Origin of the sequence: Pseudomonas sp. NPDC089406 (genome assembly GCF_044900265.1) — a bacterium.
Lineage (GTDB): Bacteria > Pseudomonadota > Gammaproteobacteria > Pseudomonadales > Pseudomonadaceae > Aquipseudomonas > Aquipseudomonas fakonensis.
This window is the reverse complement of the sequence record NZ_JBJDNC010000033.1, coordinates 64,927-79,853: the sequence shown is the minus strand read 5'-3', so window position 1 is coordinate 79,853 and position 14,927 is coordinate 64,927. Positions and strand designations below refer to the sequence as shown.

General features: G+C 64.1%; 13 protein-coding genes. 3 read left to right on the top strand and 10 right to left on the bottom strand.

Annotated features, from left to right (window positions below; genetic code table 11):
• The 9 genes from ACI2KK_RS21580 to rpsB form a co-directional block, all read right to left on the bottom strand.
• The coding region (locus ACI2KK_RS21580; protein ID WP_404670508.1) for a POTRA domain-containing protein at window positions 1-401 on the bottom strand (401 nt) is incomplete at its 3' end.
• 76 nt (window positions 402-477) lie between these two features.
• Window positions 478-1,830 (bottom strand): RIP metalloprotease RseP, encoded by a 1,353-nt coding sequence (rseP, locus tag ACI2KK_RS21575; RefSeq protein ID WP_404670507.1) that lies wholly within the window; start codon window positions 1,828-1,830, stop codon window positions 478-480.
• Between the two features lie 42 nt (window positions 1,831-1,872).
• Window positions 1,873-3,063: a 1-deoxy-D-xylulose-5-phosphate reductoisomerase gene (gene ispC, locus ACI2KK_RS21570; RefSeq protein ID WP_404670506.1), complete on the bottom strand. Its 1,191-nt coding sequence runs from the start codon at window positions 3,061-3,063 to the stop codon at window positions 1,873-1,875.
• Window positions 3,060-3,875, bottom strand: a complete 816-nt coding sequence (locus ACI2KK_RS21565; RefSeq protein WP_369987789.1) for a phosphatidate cytidylyltransferase — start codon at window positions 3,873-3,875, stop codon at window positions 3,060-3,062. Before ACI2KK_RS21565 ends, ispC begins: the two co-directional genes overlap by 4 nt.
• Window positions 3,875-4,630 (bottom strand): polyprenyl diphosphate synthase, encoded by a 756-nt coding sequence (gene uppS, locus ACI2KK_RS21560; RefSeq protein ID WP_404670505.1) that lies wholly within the window; start codon window positions 4,628-4,630, stop codon window positions 3,875-3,877. The genes ACI2KK_RS21565 and uppS overlap by 1 nt, the downstream gene beginning before the upstream one ends.
• 15 nt (window positions 4,631-4,645) lie before the next feature.
• Window positions 4,646-5,203 carry a ribosome recycling factor gene (gene frr / locus ACI2KK_RS21555; RefSeq protein ID WP_404670504.1) on the bottom strand — a complete coding sequence of 186 codons (558 nt, stop codon included), beginning with the start codon at window positions 5,201-5,203 and terminating at the stop codon, window positions 4,646-4,648.
• Entirely contained in the window at window positions 5,200-5,943 is a 744-nt protein-coding gene (gene pyrH / locus ACI2KK_RS21550) for a UMP kinase (RefSeq protein ID WP_028690676.1), read from the bottom strand. Before pyrH ends, frr begins: the two co-directional genes overlap by 4 nt.
• A 177-nt stretch (window positions 5,944-6,120) precedes the next feature.
• Window positions 6,121-6,984: a translation elongation factor Ts gene (tsf, locus tag ACI2KK_RS21545; protein ID WP_404670503.1), complete on the bottom strand. Its 864-nt coding sequence runs from the start codon at window positions 6,982-6,984 to the stop codon at window positions 6,121-6,123.
• Between the two features lie 186 nt (window positions 6,985-7,170).
• Window positions 7,171-7,908 carry a 30S ribosomal protein S2 gene (rpsB, locus tag ACI2KK_RS21540; RefSeq protein WP_217839970.1) on the bottom strand — a complete coding sequence of 246 codons (738 nt, stop codon included), beginning with the start codon at window positions 7,906-7,908 and terminating at the stop codon, window positions 7,171-7,173.
• Between the two features lie 347 nt (window positions 7,909-8,255).
• Between rpsB and map the strand changes: the two genes are divergently transcribed.
• The 3 genes from map to dapC are packed head-to-tail and all read left to right on the top strand — an operon-like array spanning window position 8,256 to window position 12,995.
• Entirely contained in the window at window positions 8,256-9,038 is a 783-nt protein-coding gene (gene map / locus ACI2KK_RS21535) for a type I methionyl aminopeptidase (protein ID WP_404670502.1), read from the top strand.
• A 27-nt stretch (window positions 9,039-9,065) separates the two neighbouring features.
• Window positions 9,066-11,768, top strand: coding sequence for a [protein-PII] uridylyltransferase (locus tag ACI2KK_RS21530; protein WP_404670501.1), 2,703 nt, complete (start codon window positions 9,066-9,068; stop codon window positions 11,766-11,768).
• Between the two features lie 30 nt (window positions 11,769-11,798).
• Window positions 11,799-12,995, top strand: a complete 1,197-nt coding sequence (dapC, locus tag ACI2KK_RS21525; protein WP_404670500.1) for a succinyldiaminopimelate transaminase — start codon at window positions 11,799-11,801, stop codon at window positions 12,993-12,995.
• A 141-nt stretch (window positions 12,996-13,136) separates the two neighbouring features.
• Here the strand turns inward: dapC and ACI2KK_RS21520 are convergent, their stop codons facing one another.
• Window positions 13,137-14,783: a Na+/H+ antiporter gene (locus tag ACI2KK_RS21520; RefSeq protein ID WP_404670499.1), complete on the bottom strand. Its 1,647-nt coding sequence runs from the start codon at window positions 14,781-14,783 to the stop codon at window positions 13,137-13,139.
• Window positions 14,784-14,927 lie beyond the last annotated feature (144 nt).

Here is a 14,927-nt window from a genome sequence, read left to right as displayed (position 1 = left end):
TTACGCACGCCCTCAAGCGTTGCACGCTGGAAGATCTCGCCTTCGGCCAGGCCCGATTGCTTCAGGCCCTTCATCAGGTCTTCGGTGCTGATCGCCTTGTTGCCTTCGATCTCGATGCTGGAGACCGACGGGCGCTCGACCACGTTGATGATCAGGACATTGCCGTCGCGGTTCAGCTGAATGTCCTGGAAGAAGCCGGTCTTGAACAGCGAACGGGTCGAGTCCACCAGGCGGCGGTCGTCGACCTGGTCACCGACGTTCAGCGGCAAGGCGCCGAACACGCTGCCGGCGGAAACCCGCTGCAGGCCGTTGACGCGAATATCGGAGATGGTGAAGGACTCGGCGTGAACTTCAGCGATCATCAGTGCGGAGAGCACCGCAGTTAGCAGCAGACGTTTCATGAAGTCCTTTTATTCCAACTGGCAATAAACAACCCGCCGCACACAACGCGGCAGGTTTCGCGATTGAGCGAAGCTTTTATAGTCGACCCAGATCGTTGATCAGGGCGAGCAACATCACCCCCACGACCAAACTGATACCGATCTGGACCCCCCAACCTTGCACCCGATCCGAGAGCGGACGACCGCGCGCCCACTCGATCAGGTAGAACAGCAAGTGCCCCCCATCCAGTACCGGGATGGGCAGCAAATTCAGAACCCCCAGGCTTATGCTCAGGTAGGCCAGGAAATTCAGGAAATCCCCAACGCCCGACTGGGCTGAAGCGCCCGCCACTTTAGCAATGGTTATCGGTCCACTCAAGTTTTTTACCGAGAGCTCCCCGAACAGCATTTTCTTCAGCGACTCAAGGGTGAGGACGCTCATGTTCCAGGTGCGCGAGAGCCCCTCGCCCACCGCTTCCAGCGGGCCGTAGCTGACCTCGCGAAGCATCGCGGCCGGCCACTCGCCAGCCTTCACGCCAGCGCCAAGGTAACCACCGGAGGCCTGGCCTTCGCCCTTACGCGCCAGGGTAACCGCGACGTCCTGCTGCGCACCGTCACGCTCGATACGCAGGCTGACCTTGCTCTCGGGGCGGGCACGCACGGCGTCGACCACCTGCTGCCAGTCGGCCAGCGCAGTACCGTCGATGGCCAGCAGCTTGTCGCCACTCTTGAGCCCGGCAGCAGCGGCCGGGCCCTTGGGGTCGATCTCGGCCAGCACCGGCGCCACAGCCGGGCGCCATGGGCGCAGGCCAAGGGACTGGATCGGGTCGGGCTCATCGGCGCCCTTGAGCCAGTGGTTGAGCTGGATATCGAATTGGCGGGCGCTGCTGGCGCCCTCCTCCACCACGCCCACGCGCAGAGTGCCGCTCTCGCCGAGGCGGCGCACCAGTTGCAGGTTGACCGCCGACCAGCCGTTGGTCGGTTTGCCATCAATGGAAACGATTTCCTGGCCCGCGCTCAGGCCGGCACTGGCGGCCAGGCTCCCCGATTCGATCGAGCCGATGACCGGGCGCACCTGTTGTGTGCCCAGCATGGCGATGACCCAGAAGAACAGAATGGCCAGCAAAAAGTTGGCGATGGGGCCGGCGGCAACGATGGCGATGCGCTGGCGCACCGACTTGCGGTTGAACGACTGCCCGGCCAATGCCGCAGGCACATCGCCTTCGCGCTCGTCGAGCATCTTCACGTAGCCACCCAGCGGAATCGCTGCCACCACGAACTCGGTGCCATGGCGGTCATGCCAGCGCACCAGCGGCGTGCCGAAGCCCACCGAGAAGCGCAGCACCTTCACGCCACAGCGCCGCGCCACCCAGAAGTGGCCGAATTCGTGGAAGGTGACCAGTACCCCCAGCGCCACCAAGGTGCCGACGATCATGTAAAGCGCAGACATGTGCAATCTCCGGATGACGTGAGGGCAGCCAGCGGCTGCCGGTCAGCGACCGTGGCGCCGCAGCCATTCCCGGGACAACTCCCGGGCACGCTGATCGGCGGCGAATACTGCATCGAGCGTGGCCACCGGCACCACCGGTTCCTGCTCGAGCACCTGTTCGATCATACCCGCGATCTCGGGGAAGCGGATGCGCCCCTGCAGAAACGCGTCCACTGCCACTTCGTTGGCTGCATTGAGCACCGCCGGGGCACTGTTGCCCGCCTCGGCAGCCTGACGCGCCAGGCGCAGGCAAGGGAAGCGCTGTTCGTCGGGGGCCTGGAAATCCAGACGGGCGATGCTGAACAGGTCCAGTGGCGCAACCCCCGAATCGATGCGCTCGGGCCAGGCCAGGGCGTTGGCGATGGGGGTGCGCATGTCCGGGTTACCCAACTGGGCCAGCACCGAACCGTCGACATAGTCGACCAGCGAGTGGATCACGCTCTGCGGGTGAACCACCACCTCCACCTGGCCGGGCGCCGCATCGAACAGCCAGCAGGCCTCGATCAGTTCCAGGCCCTTGTTCATCATGCTCGCCGAGTCCACCGAGATCTTCCGGCCCATGGACCAGTTGGGGTGGGCGCAGGCCTGCTCGGGGGTAACATTCACAAGCTCTGGCGCAGGTGTTTCGCGGAATGGCCCACCCGAGGCGGTCAGCAGGATGCGCCGTACACCCACCGCGCTCAGGCCACGGGCGTAATCGCCGGGCATGCACTGGAAGATCGCGTTGTGCTCGCTGTCAATCGGCAGCAGTACCGCGCCGCTGCGCCGCACCGCATCCATGAACAGCGCCCCGGACATCACCAGGGCTTCCTTGTTGGCCAGCAGCACCTTCTTGCCGGCCTCTACCGCCGCCAGGGTCGGGCGCAGGCCTGCGGCACCAACAATGGCCGCCATGACGGCGTCCACTTCAGGTGCGGCAGACACCTGGCACAACCCGGCCTCGCCTTCCAGCACTTCGGTGGCGCAGTCGGCGGCTTTCAAACCCTCGCGCAGGCGCGCAGCCGCATCGCTACCCGGCACCACGGCAAACGCCGGGCGATGGCGCAAGCACAGGGTCAACAGCTCGTCGACCCGCGAATAGCCGCTCAGGGCGAACACTTGATAACGCTCGGGATGGCGGGCAATCACATCGAGGGTGCTCAGGCCGATGGAGCCGGTCGCCCCCAGCACGGTAATGCGCTGCGGCTGACTCACATCACACCCCATTCGGCAGCCCACAACAGCACCGCGAACATCGGGATGGCCGCGGTCAGGCTGTCGATGCGGTCGAGTACGCCACCATGGCCGGGCAGCAGGTTGCTGCTGTCCTTGATGCCTTCACGGCGCTTGAACATGCTCTCGGTCAGGTCGCCGACCACCGAGGACATCACCACCACCACCGCGCCCAGCAGGCCCAGCAGCAGCTCACCGATGCCCCAGCCACGGTTCAGACCGACCACCAGGGTGATCAGCAGGCTGACCGCCAGGCCGCCGTAGACGCCTTCCCAGCTCTTGCCCGGGCTGACCTGCGGCGCCAGCTTGCGCTTGCCGAAGGCACGCCCGGAGAAATACGCACCAATGTCGGCGGCCCACACCAGCACCATGACCGCCAGGATCAGCCAGTTGCCCAGCGGCCAGTGCTTGAGCAGCACCAACCCCTGCCAGGCCGGCAGCAGAATCAGCAGGCCGATCAGCAGGCGGCAGGCCGCGCTGCTCCACAGCTCGTTGCTACGCGGGTAGGTGAGCACCAGCCAGGTGGCCAGCGCCCACCAGATCACCGACGCGCCCAGCACCCAGGGCGCCAGCTCCGGCAGGATGTACAGCAGCATCAGGCCACCGGCGACGACAGCGGCGTAGGCGATACGCAGCGGCTGGGCCACCAGCCCGGCCAGGCGCGCCCACTCCCAGGCACCCAGGGTGACCACCAGGCCGATGAACAGTGCGAAATCCCCACCATTGAGCAGGAAGAAACCGCACAGCGCGACCGGCAGCAGGATCAGCGCGGTAATGATGCGTTGTTTAAGCATTAAGCACGGGCTCCGGCCTCGACCTGCTCGCTGGTCTTACCGAAGCGGCGCTGGCGCGAGGCGAAATCGGCCAGCGCATTGCGCATGGCCTCGTGTTTGAAGTCCGGCCAGAAGAGGTCGGAGAAGTACAGCTCGGCGTAGGCCAGCTGCCACAGCAGGAAGTTGCTGATGCGCCGCTCGCCGCCAGTGCGGATGCACAGGTCGGGCAACGGCAGGTCGCCGGTGGCCAGGCAAGTTTGCAGTAGCTCAGGGGTGATGTCGTCCGGGCGCAGGTGCCCGGCTTGCACTTCACGTGCCAGGCGCTGCGCAGCCTGGGCGATGTCCCACTGGCCACCGTAGTTGGCGGCGATCTGCAGGATGAAGCGGCCGCTGCCGGCGGTGATGGCCTCGGCTTCGCGCATGGCGGCCTGCAGCTCGGGGTGGAAGCGCGAGCGGTCGCCGATGATGCGCAGGCTGATGTTGTTCTCGTTCAGCCGCCGGGCCTCGCGGCGCAGGGCGGTAAAGAACAGCTCCATCAACGCACCGACCTCTTCGGCCGGGCGCTGCCAGTTCTCGCTGGAGAAGGCGAAGAGCGTGAGCACCTCGACCTTCGCCTCGGCGCACACCTCGATCACTGCCCGCACGGCATCCACGCCAGCCTTGTGCCCGGCGACGCCGGGCAGCAGGCGCTTTTTCGCCCAGCGGTTGTTACCGTCCATGATGATAGCGACGTGACGCGGCACCGAACCCGGTGCCGCCAGCTTGGTCTTTTCCATTAAGAAACCCCGGCCTTAAACGGCCATCAGGTCCTTTTCCTTGGCTTTGAACGCAGCGTCGACTTCGGCAACGAACTTGTCGGTCAGCTTCTGGATTTCGTCAGCAGCGCGACGCTCTTCGTCTTCGCTGATTTCCTTGTCCTTGGTGAGCTTTTTCAGGTCGGCCAGGGCGTCGCGGCGCACGTTGCGCACAGCCACCTTGGCGTCTTCGGCAACGCCGCTGGCCTGCTTGGTGTAACCCTTGCGGGTTTCCTCGGTCAGGGCCGGCATCGGCACGCGAATGGTGGTGCCGGCGCTGGACGGATTCAGGCCCAGGTCGGAGGTCAGAATGGCCTTTTCGATGGCAGCGCTGAGGTTCTTGTCGTGGGCGACGATCTTCAGGGTGCGGGCGTCTTCGACGCTGATCGCGGCCACTTGGTTGAGCGGCATGTCGCTACCCCAGGCCGGGACCTTGACGCTGTCGAGGATGCTAGGGTGGGCACGACCGGTGCGGATTGCCGCCAGGTTGCGGGCCAGCGCCTCGAGGGACTTGCCCATGCGATCCTGGGCGTCTTTCTTGATTTCGTTGATCATTTTTGAACTTCCTCGATCAGGGTTCCTTCCGCGCCGCCGTGCACGATGTTCAGCAGGGCGCCGGGTTTGTTCATGTTGAAGACGCGCAGCGGCATCTTGTGATCGCGGCACAGGCAGATTGCCGTCAGGTCCATTACACCCAGCTTGCGATCCAGCACTTCATCGTAGGACAGATGATCGAACTTCTCGGCATGCGGGTCCTTGAATGGATCTGCAGTGTATACACCATCGACCTTGGTTGCCTTCAATACCACGTCGGCATCGATTTCGATGGCGCGCAGGCAAGCGGCGGAGTCGGTGGTGAAGAACGGGTTGCCGGTACCGGCAGCGAAGATCACCACTTCTTTCGAATTGAGGTGGCGCATGGCCTTGCGGCGGTCATAGTGGTCGGTCACACCCACCATGGAGATGGCCGACATGACGATGGCGGTGATGTTCGCCCGCTCCAGCGCATCACGCATGGCCAGGCCGTTCATCACGGTGGCCAGCATGCCCATGTGGTCACCGGTGACCCGGTCCATGCCGGCTGCACTGAGCGCCGCACCACGGAACAGGTTGCCGCCACCGATCACCAGGCCTACCTGGACACCGATGCCGACCAGCTGGCCGACTTCCAGGGCCATGCGATCCAGGACCTTGGGGTCGATCCCGAACTCTTCCGAGCCCATCAGGGCCTCGCCGCTAAGTTTGAGTAGAATGCGTTTATAGCGAGCCTGATGACCACTGCCCTGCTGAGCCATTGCGAATCTCTCCTGCGGCGTTTGTAAAATTCTGGCGGGCACGTTCTGCCCGCGAGTCACTCTAGCTTGACGCAGCTTCTGCGTCAGCGAACAGCGGTTTGGTAAACCGCTTCCGCTTTGACAAAGAGGCTGCGCGCGTGAGCGGGCAGCCTCTTTGGGGCGACAGACGAGTCCGTCTTACTGCTTGGCAGCAGCTACCTGGGCAGCAACTTCGGCAGCGAAGTCGTCAACCGGCTTCTCGATGCCTTCGCCAACCTTGAAGTAGGTGAAGGAAACGATTTCAGCACCGGCTTTCTTGGCCAGTTCGCCAACTTTGACTTCCGGGTTCATGACGAAGGCTTGCTCTTTCAGCGAGGCTTCGGCTTTGAACTTGGTGATGCGACCGTTGATCATGTTCTCAACGATGTTTTCCGGCTTGCCGGCGATCTTGTCGGCGTTCAGCTGCAGGAAGACGTTCTTCTCGCGCTCGATGGCCTCGGCGGAGATTTCCGACGCATCCAGGAACTCAGGGTTCGAAGCTGCAACGTGCATGGCGATGTTCTTGGCCAGCTCGATGTCGCCGCCTTTCAGAACAACCACAGCACCGATCTTGTTGCCGTGCAGGTAGGCGCCGACAACGTCACCCTCAACGCGCACCAGGCGACGGATGTTGACGTTTTCGCCGCACTTGGCAACCAGGGCTTCACGAGCGGCTTCGCGCGAGGCGATCAGCGGAGCGGCGTCGGTCAGCTTCTGGGCGAAGGCTTCTTCCAGGCTGTCGGCGACGAAGTTCTTGAAGTCGTCTTGCAGGGCCAGGAAGTCGGTCTGCGAGTTCACTTCCAGCAGAACGGCGGCTTTGCCGTCGGTCTTGACAGCGATGGCGCCTTCAGCGGCAACGTTGCCAGCCTTTTTGGCGGCCTTGATGGCGCCCGAGGCACGCATGTCGTCAATGGCTTTTTCGATGTCGCCGCCGGCCTTTTCCAGGGCCTTCTTGCAATCCATCATGCCTTCGCCGGTACGCTCGCGCAGTTCTTTGACCAGCGCTGCAGTAATTGCTGCCATTTCAAAATCCTCTTGGAAAGTTTTTCAACCATTCCACCCGTTGCTCACGGGCGTTAAATTCTGCAAATCCGCTGCTTTTTAGCTCAGCCGGCCCATGATGCGGGGCCATTGCTGACAGCAGGATTTCAAGGTGGCAAAAAGGGGGCAAAGCCCCCTTTTTGCGTGCCAAGCAGACGCTAGCGTCTATTACTCGGCAGCAGGTGCAGCCGCTTCTTCAGCGTAGACTTCGGTGCCGCCAGCAACGTTGTTGCGGCCGCGAATGACGGCGTCAGCCATCGAAGTCATGTACAGCTCGATGGCGCGGATGGCGTCGTCGTTGCCTGGGATGACGTAGTCAACGCCTTCCGGGCTGCTGTTGGTATCGACAACGCCGATAACCGGGATGCCCAGCTTGTTGGCTTCGGTGATCGCGATGCGCTCGTGATCAACGTCGATGACGAACAGAGCGTCAGGCAGGCCACCCATGTCCTTGATGCCGCCCAGGCTGCGATCCAGTTTTTCCAGGTCGCGCGAGCGCATCAGGGCTTCTTTCTTGGTCAGCTTGGCAAAGGTGCCGTCTTCGGCCTGGGTTTCCAGGTCGCGCAGACGCTTGATCGAAGCGCGGATGGTCTTGTAGTTGGTCAGCATGCCGCCCAACCAGCGGTGGTCAACGTATGGCGAACCGCAACGAGCAGCTTGCTCGGCGACGATCTTGCCGGCGGAACGCTTGGTGCCGACGAACATGATCTTGTTCTTGCCCTGGGCCAGGCGCTCTACGAACGACAGAGCGTCGTTGAACATCGGCAGGGTTTTTTCCAGGTTGATGATGTGGATCTTGTTACGCGCGCCGAAAATGTACTTGCCCATTTTCGGGTTCCAGTAACGGGTCTGGTGGCCGAAGTGCACACCGGCCTTCAGCATATCGCGCATGTTGACTTGGGACATGATAGTTCCTTGATAAGTCGGGTTGGGCCTCCACGTATCCCAATGACCAACCCGCGCCTGCGAACAAGCGGGGCACCCAGGCCATCGTGTCGACACGTGTGTGGGTTTAGGCTTTCCGGGGACCTCCCCCGAAAGCGGCGCATTTTATACCACAGACCGGCGGCGAACGGAACCCGGATCGTGCTGCGTCCGTCAGCGGCTTTTGCAGCACCCGGGTTTTGCGCCCAGAATGCCCTCAATAGACCACCGGATCCGCAGGTTTATCCCGCCAGATCGGCGCCATGCTCTGGTAGAATCCGGCCTTTCCCGTTCGTTCGCGCCGTACGCGGCGCCGTAGAGAGCCTGTAATGACCGTCACCATCAAGACTGCAGAAGACATCGAGCAGATGCGCATCGCCGGCCGCCTGGCCGCCGAAGTACTGGAAATGATCGAAGAGCACGTCAAGCCCGGTGTCACCACCGAAGAGCTCGACCGCCTGTGCCACGACTACATCGTCAACGTCCAGCAGGCGATCCCGGCGCCCCTCAACTACAAGGGTTACCCGAAGTCGATCTGCACCTCGATCAACCATGTGGTCTGCCACGGCATCCCCAACGACAAGCCGCTCAAGGACGGTGACACGCTGAACATCGACGTCACCGTGATCAAGAACGGCTACCACGGCGACACCAGCCGCATGTTCCACGTCGGCAGCGTGCCGGTCTGGGCCGAGCGCCTGTCGAAAGTCACACAAGAGTGCATGTACAAGGCCATCGAGCTGGTCAAGCCGGGCTGCCGCTTGGGCGATATCGGCGAAGTGATCCAGAAGCACGCCGAGAAGAACGGTTTTTCGGTGGTGCGCGAGTTCTGCGGCCACGGCATCGGCAAGGTGTTCCATGAAGAGCCGCAGATCCTGCACTACGGCCGCGCCGGCACCGGCATGGAGCTCAAAGAGGGCATGACCTTCACCATCGAGCCGATGATCAACCAGGGCAAGGCCGACACCAAGGTGCTGGGCGACGGCTGGACCGCCATCACCAAGGACCGCAAGCTCTCGGCGCAGTGGGAACACACTTTGGTGGTGACCGCCACCGGCTACGAGATCTTCACCCTGCGCAAGGACGACACCATCCCGCGCACCTCGGCCTGACCCTCATACAGACAGGAACGCGACTCGATGCCCCAGGTGGATCCCGAGCTGTTCGACCGCGGCCAGTTCCAGGCGGAACTGGCCCTCAAGGCTAGCCCCATCGCCGCCTTCAAGAAGGCCATCCGCCTGGCCGGCGAGGTGCTCGACAAGCGCTTTCGCGAAGGCCGCGAGATCCGCCGGCTGATCGAGGACCGCGCCTGGTTCGTCGACAACATCCTGCAACAGGCCTGGAACCAGTTCGACTGGGGCGACCCGGACGGCATCGCCCTGGTGGCGGTGGGTGGCTACGGGCGTGGCGAACTGCACCCCTGGTCGGACATCGACCTGCTGATCTTGCTGGGCGCCGCCGAACACGAGCAGTACCGCGAGGCCATCGAGCGCTTTCTCACCCTGCTGTGGGACATCGGCCTGGAAGTGGGCCAGAGCGTGCGCACGGTCGACGAATGCGCCGAGCAGGCCCGGGCCGACCTGACCATCATCACCAACCTGATGGAAAGCCGCACCGTCGCCGGCCCCGAGCCCCTGCGCCAGCGCATGCTCGAGGTCACCAGCACCGCGCACATGTGGCCCAGCCGCGAGTTCTTCCTGGCCAAGCGCGCCGAGCTCAAGGCCCGCCACCACAAGTACAACGACACCGAGTACAACCTCGAACCCAACGTCAAGGGCTCGCCGGGCGGGCTGCGCGACATCCAGACGGTGCTTTGGGTGGCCCGCCGCCAATACGGTACGTTGAACCTGCACGCCCTGGCCGGCGAAGGCTTTTTGCTGGAAAGCGAAAACGAGCTGCTGGCCTCCTCCCAGGCGTTTTTGTGGAAAATGCGCTACGCCCTGCACATGCTCGCCGGGCGCGCCGAGGACCGCCTGCTGTTCGACCACCAGCGCAGCATCGCCGCGCTGCTGGGCTACAGCGACGACAACCCCAAGCGCGCCATCGAACAGTTCATGCAGCAGTACTACCGGGTGGTGATGAGCATCAGCCAGCTGTGCGACCTGATCATCCAGCACTTCGAGGAAGTCATCCTCGCCGATGACGACAGCGGCACCACGCAGCCCTTGAACGCGCGCTTTCGCCTGCACGACGGCTATATAGAAGCCGTAAGCCAGAACGTATTCCGCCGCACCCCGTTCGCCATGCTGGAGATCTTCGTGCTGATGGCCCAGCACCCCGAAATCAAGGGCGTGCGTGCCGACACCGTGCGCCTGCTGCGCGAACACCGCCACTTGATCGACGACAAGTTCCGCAGCGACATCCGTAACACCAGCCTGTTCATCGAGCTGTTCAAGTGCGAGATCGGCATCCACCGCAACCTGCGACGGATGAACCGCTACGGCATCCTCGGCCGCTACCTGCCGGAGTTCGGCCTGATCGTCGGGCAGATGCAGCACGACCTGTTCCACATCTATACGGTCGATGCCCACACCCTCAACCTGATCAAGCACCTGCGCAAGCTGCAGTACACCCCGGTGTCGGAGAAATTCCCGCTGGCCAGCAAGCTCATGGGCCGCCTGCCCAAGCCCGAGCTGATCTACCTGGCCGGGCTGTACCACGACATCGGCAAGGGCCGCCAGGGCGACCACAGCGAACTCGGCGCCGTGGACGCCCAGGCGTTCTGCGAGCGCCACCAGTTGCCGGCCTGGGACAGCCGGCTGATCGTCTGGCTGGTGCAGAACCACCTGGTGATGTCCACCACCGCCCAGCGCAAGGACCTCTCCGACCCGCAGGTGATCAACGATTTCGCCCTGCACGTGGGCGACGAGACGCGCCTGGACTACCTCTACGTGCTGACCGTGGCCGACATCAACGCCACCAACCCCAGCCTGTGGAACTCCTGGCGCGCCAGCCTGCTGCGCCAGCTGTACACCGAGACCAAGCGCGCCCTGCGTCGCGGCCTTGAGAACCCCCTGGACCGCGAAGAGCAGATCCGCCAGACGCAAAGCGCCGCGCTGGACATCCTGGTGCGCGAAGGCACCGACCCGGACGATGTCGAGCAACTGTGGTCGCAACTGGGCGATGACTACTTCCTCAAGCACAACGCCGCCGATGTGGCCTGGCACACCGACGCCATTCTGCAGCAACCGGCCGACGGCGGGCCGCTGGTGCTGATCAAGGAAACCACCCAGCGCGAATTCGAGGGCGGCACGCAGATCTTCATCTACGCCCCCGACCAGCACGACTTCTTTGCCGTGACCGTGGCGGCGATGTCGCAGCTCAACCTGAACATCCACGACGCCCGCATCATCACCTCGAGCAGCCAGTTCACCCTCGACACCTACATAGTGCTGGACAACGACGGCGGCTCGATCGGCGACAACCCGCAGCGGGTCAAGCAGATCCGCGACGGCCTCACCGAAGCGCTACGCAACCCCGAGGACTACCCGACCATCATCCAGCGCCGGGTACCGCGCCAGCTCAAGCACTTCAACTTCGCCCCGCAGGTGACCATCCTCAACGACGCCCAGCGCCCGGTGACCATCCTCGAGATCACCGCCCCCGACCGCCCCGGCCTGCTAGCGCGTATCGGGCGGATTTTCCTGGAGTTCGACCTGTCGCTGCAGAACGCCAAGATCGCCACTTTGGGCGAGCGGGTGGAAGACGTGTTCTTCATCACCGACGCCGACAACCAGCCTTTGTCCGACCCGCAGCTGTGCAGCCGCCTGCAGGAGGCCATCGTGCAGCAGTTGCAAGCCGGCCAGGCCAGCGATGCCAGCCCGACCCGCGTGACCTTTTAACGATTAGACGATTGACGAGACCTTGCGCCGATGAACCACGCCCTGACCCAGCTTCAGCCCTACCCGTTCGAGAAACTGCGCGCCCTGCTGGGCACCGTGAAGCCTGCGGCGGACAAACGCGCCATCGCCCTGTCGATCGGTGAACCGAAGCACGAATCGCCTGCCTTCGTCGCCAAGGCCATGGCCGACAACCTCGACAAGCTGGCGATCTACCCCAGCACCCTGGGCCTTGCAGCCCTGCGCCAGGCCATCGGCCAGTGGTGCGAACGGCGCTTCAACGTTCCCGCCGGCTGGCTCGACGCCGACCGCCACATCCTGCCGGTCAACGGCACCCGTGAAGCGCTGTTCGCCTTCACCCAGGCGGTGGTCAACCGTGCCGATGACGGCCTGGTGGTCAGCCCCAACCCGTTCTACCAGATCTACGAAGGCGCAGCGCTGTTGGCCGGTGCCACCCCGCACTACCTGCCATGCCTGGAAGACAACGGCTTCAACCCGGACTTCGATGCCGTGCCGGCCGAAGTCTGGAAGCGCTGCCAGATCCTGTTCCTGTGCTCGCCGGGCAACCCCACCGGCGCCCTGGTGCCGATGGACACCCTGAAAAAGCTGATCGCCCTGGCTGACCAGCATGACTTCGTGATCGCCGCCGACGAATGCTACAGCGAGCTGTACTTCGACGAAGACGCCCCGCCACCGGGCCTGCTGAGCGCCTGTGCCGAACTAGGCCGCAGCGATTTTGCGCGCTGCGTGGTGTTCCACAGCCTGTCCAAGCGTTCCAACCTGCCGGGCCTGCGCTCGGGCTTCGTCGCCGGTGATGCCAGCATCATCAAGCCGTTCCTGCTGTACCGCACCTACCACGGCTGCGCCATGCCGGTGCAGACGCAACTGGCCAGCGTCGCTGCCTGGAACGACGAAGCCCACGTGCGCGAGAACCGCGACCAGTACCGTGCCAAGTACGATGCGGTGCTGCGCATCCTGCAACCGGTGATGGATGTGCAGCGCCCCGACGGCAGCTTCTACCTGTGGGCCAAGGTGCCGGGCTGCGATGCCGACTTCACCCGTGACCTGTTCGAGGCCGAGCATGTGACCGTGGTGCCGGGCTCGTACCTGTCCCGTGAAGTGGATGGCGTGAACCCGGGGGCCGGGCGTGTGCGCATGGCACTGGTTGCGCCGCTGGCCGAGTGCATCGAGGCCGCCGAGCGGATTCGCGCCTTCCTGCAGAGCCGTTGATTGCTTTTCGGGGGCGCTTTGCGCCCCATTCGCGGGCAAGCCCGCTCCCACAGGATCGCGCGAAGCCTGAGTGAGGCGCAGCCCCTGTAGCAGCGGGCTTGCCCGCGATCACCGGCATAGCCGGTGCCATCCATAACAGATCTACCGAACCTGCCCCAGATTCGCCTCACTCATATCCAACTCCCCCAGCACCTGCCTCACCACTTCATCCCCCACCAAATGCTGACGGTGCAGGTTATACAGCTCCAGCCGCTGCGCCCGCAGCGCGCGCAAGCGCAAGCGCCGCTCCAACAAGTCCATCTGCTCGGCCAGCGCCCGCGCCTCGGCGGTATCGTTGTAGCTGTCCAGCTCATCCCGGTATTCAGCCATCAACCGCGCCTTGAGCTCGGTGGCCATGGCCGCCTGTGCCGCATCCTGGGGCGCACTGACATCCACCACTTCCTCTGCCTCCAACGCATGGATCGCCGCCTCCGCCGTACGCCGCCAGGCCTCCTGCACTTCCTGATGCAGCCGCTCGTCCGGGCTCTTGGTGATCCCGCGCAACAAGATCGGCAGCGCGATGCAGGCGCTGATCAGCGACAGCAGAATCACCCCGGCAGCGATGAAGATCAGCAGGTCACGCTCGGGGAACGCCTGGCCTGCGCCGATCAGCAGCGGCACCGACATCACACCGGCCAAGGTCACCGCCCCGCGCACACCGCCCAGGGTCAGCAACCAGCACGAACGCGCGGTGGGCATCAGCACCAGCGCCGGCTTGCCGCGCCAACGCCGCACCACGCCGATCGAGCGCCAGATGCTCTGCACCCAGATGAACCGCAGCAGAATCAACGCAGCGAAGATCGCCAGCACGTCCAGGCAGCGATACGCCAAGGTTGGCCACACCGTCGCCTCGTGGCTGACCACCGCCTTGATGATGTCCGGCAGCTGCAGGCCCAGCAGCAGGAAGATCAGGCCGTTGAAGGCGAACTCCAGCAGCGACCAGACGCTGCGATTGAGCAGGCGCGTGCTGGTCTGCCGGGGCAACAGATCGAGCCAGCTCTGCATCATGCCGGCGGCCACTGCCGAAAGAATGCCCGAGACGCCCAGGCGCTCGGCCAGCACATAAGCGGCGAACGGCAGCAACAGCATGAACACCACATGGGTGGCCGGGTCGTCCCAGCCACGCGCGATCATCCAGGCACGCAGGCGGCCGATCAGCCAGCTCAGGGCCACGCCCACCGCCAGCCCGCCCAGGGCCACCAGCACGAAGCTCAAGCTGGCATCGGTCAGCGAGAACACCCCGGTAATGGCCGCGGCCAGGGCGAACTTGAAGGTCACCAGGCCCGAGGCATCGTTCATCAGCGCCTCGCCCTGCAGCATGTGCATCAGCGGCGTGGGCAGGCGGTCCTGGGTGATGGCCGACACCGCCACGGCGTCGGTGGGCGACAACACCGCAGCCAGGGCGAAGGCCACCGGCAGCGGGATGCTCGGCAGCAACCAGTGGATGAAGTAGCCCGCCCCCACCACGGTGAACAGCACCAGCCCCACCGCCAGCGCCACCACCGGCCCGCGGATGCGCCACAGCTCGCGCTTGGGGATGCGCCAGCCGTCGGCAAACAGCAACGGCGGCAGGAACAGGAACAGGAACAGCTCCGGGTCCAGGGCCACATGCAGGCCCAGGGTTGGCCAGGCGAGCAAGGCGCCGGCGGCGATCTGCACCAGCGGCAAGGGCAGCGGGATCATCCGCCCGACCAGTTTCGACAGGCTGACCAGCGTCAGCAGGATGAGGACGGTGTAGGCGGACTGCATCCGTGAAGGCTTCCTTTGTGAATCAAAAACGACAGCAGGGGCGAGACATCGCCATTGAAACAATATGTTAGCGGCGCACGGTGAATGTGGGCCGCTGCACGATAGTCGCAGGTGGATACTGAATATGTAACACGATGCTTCGTT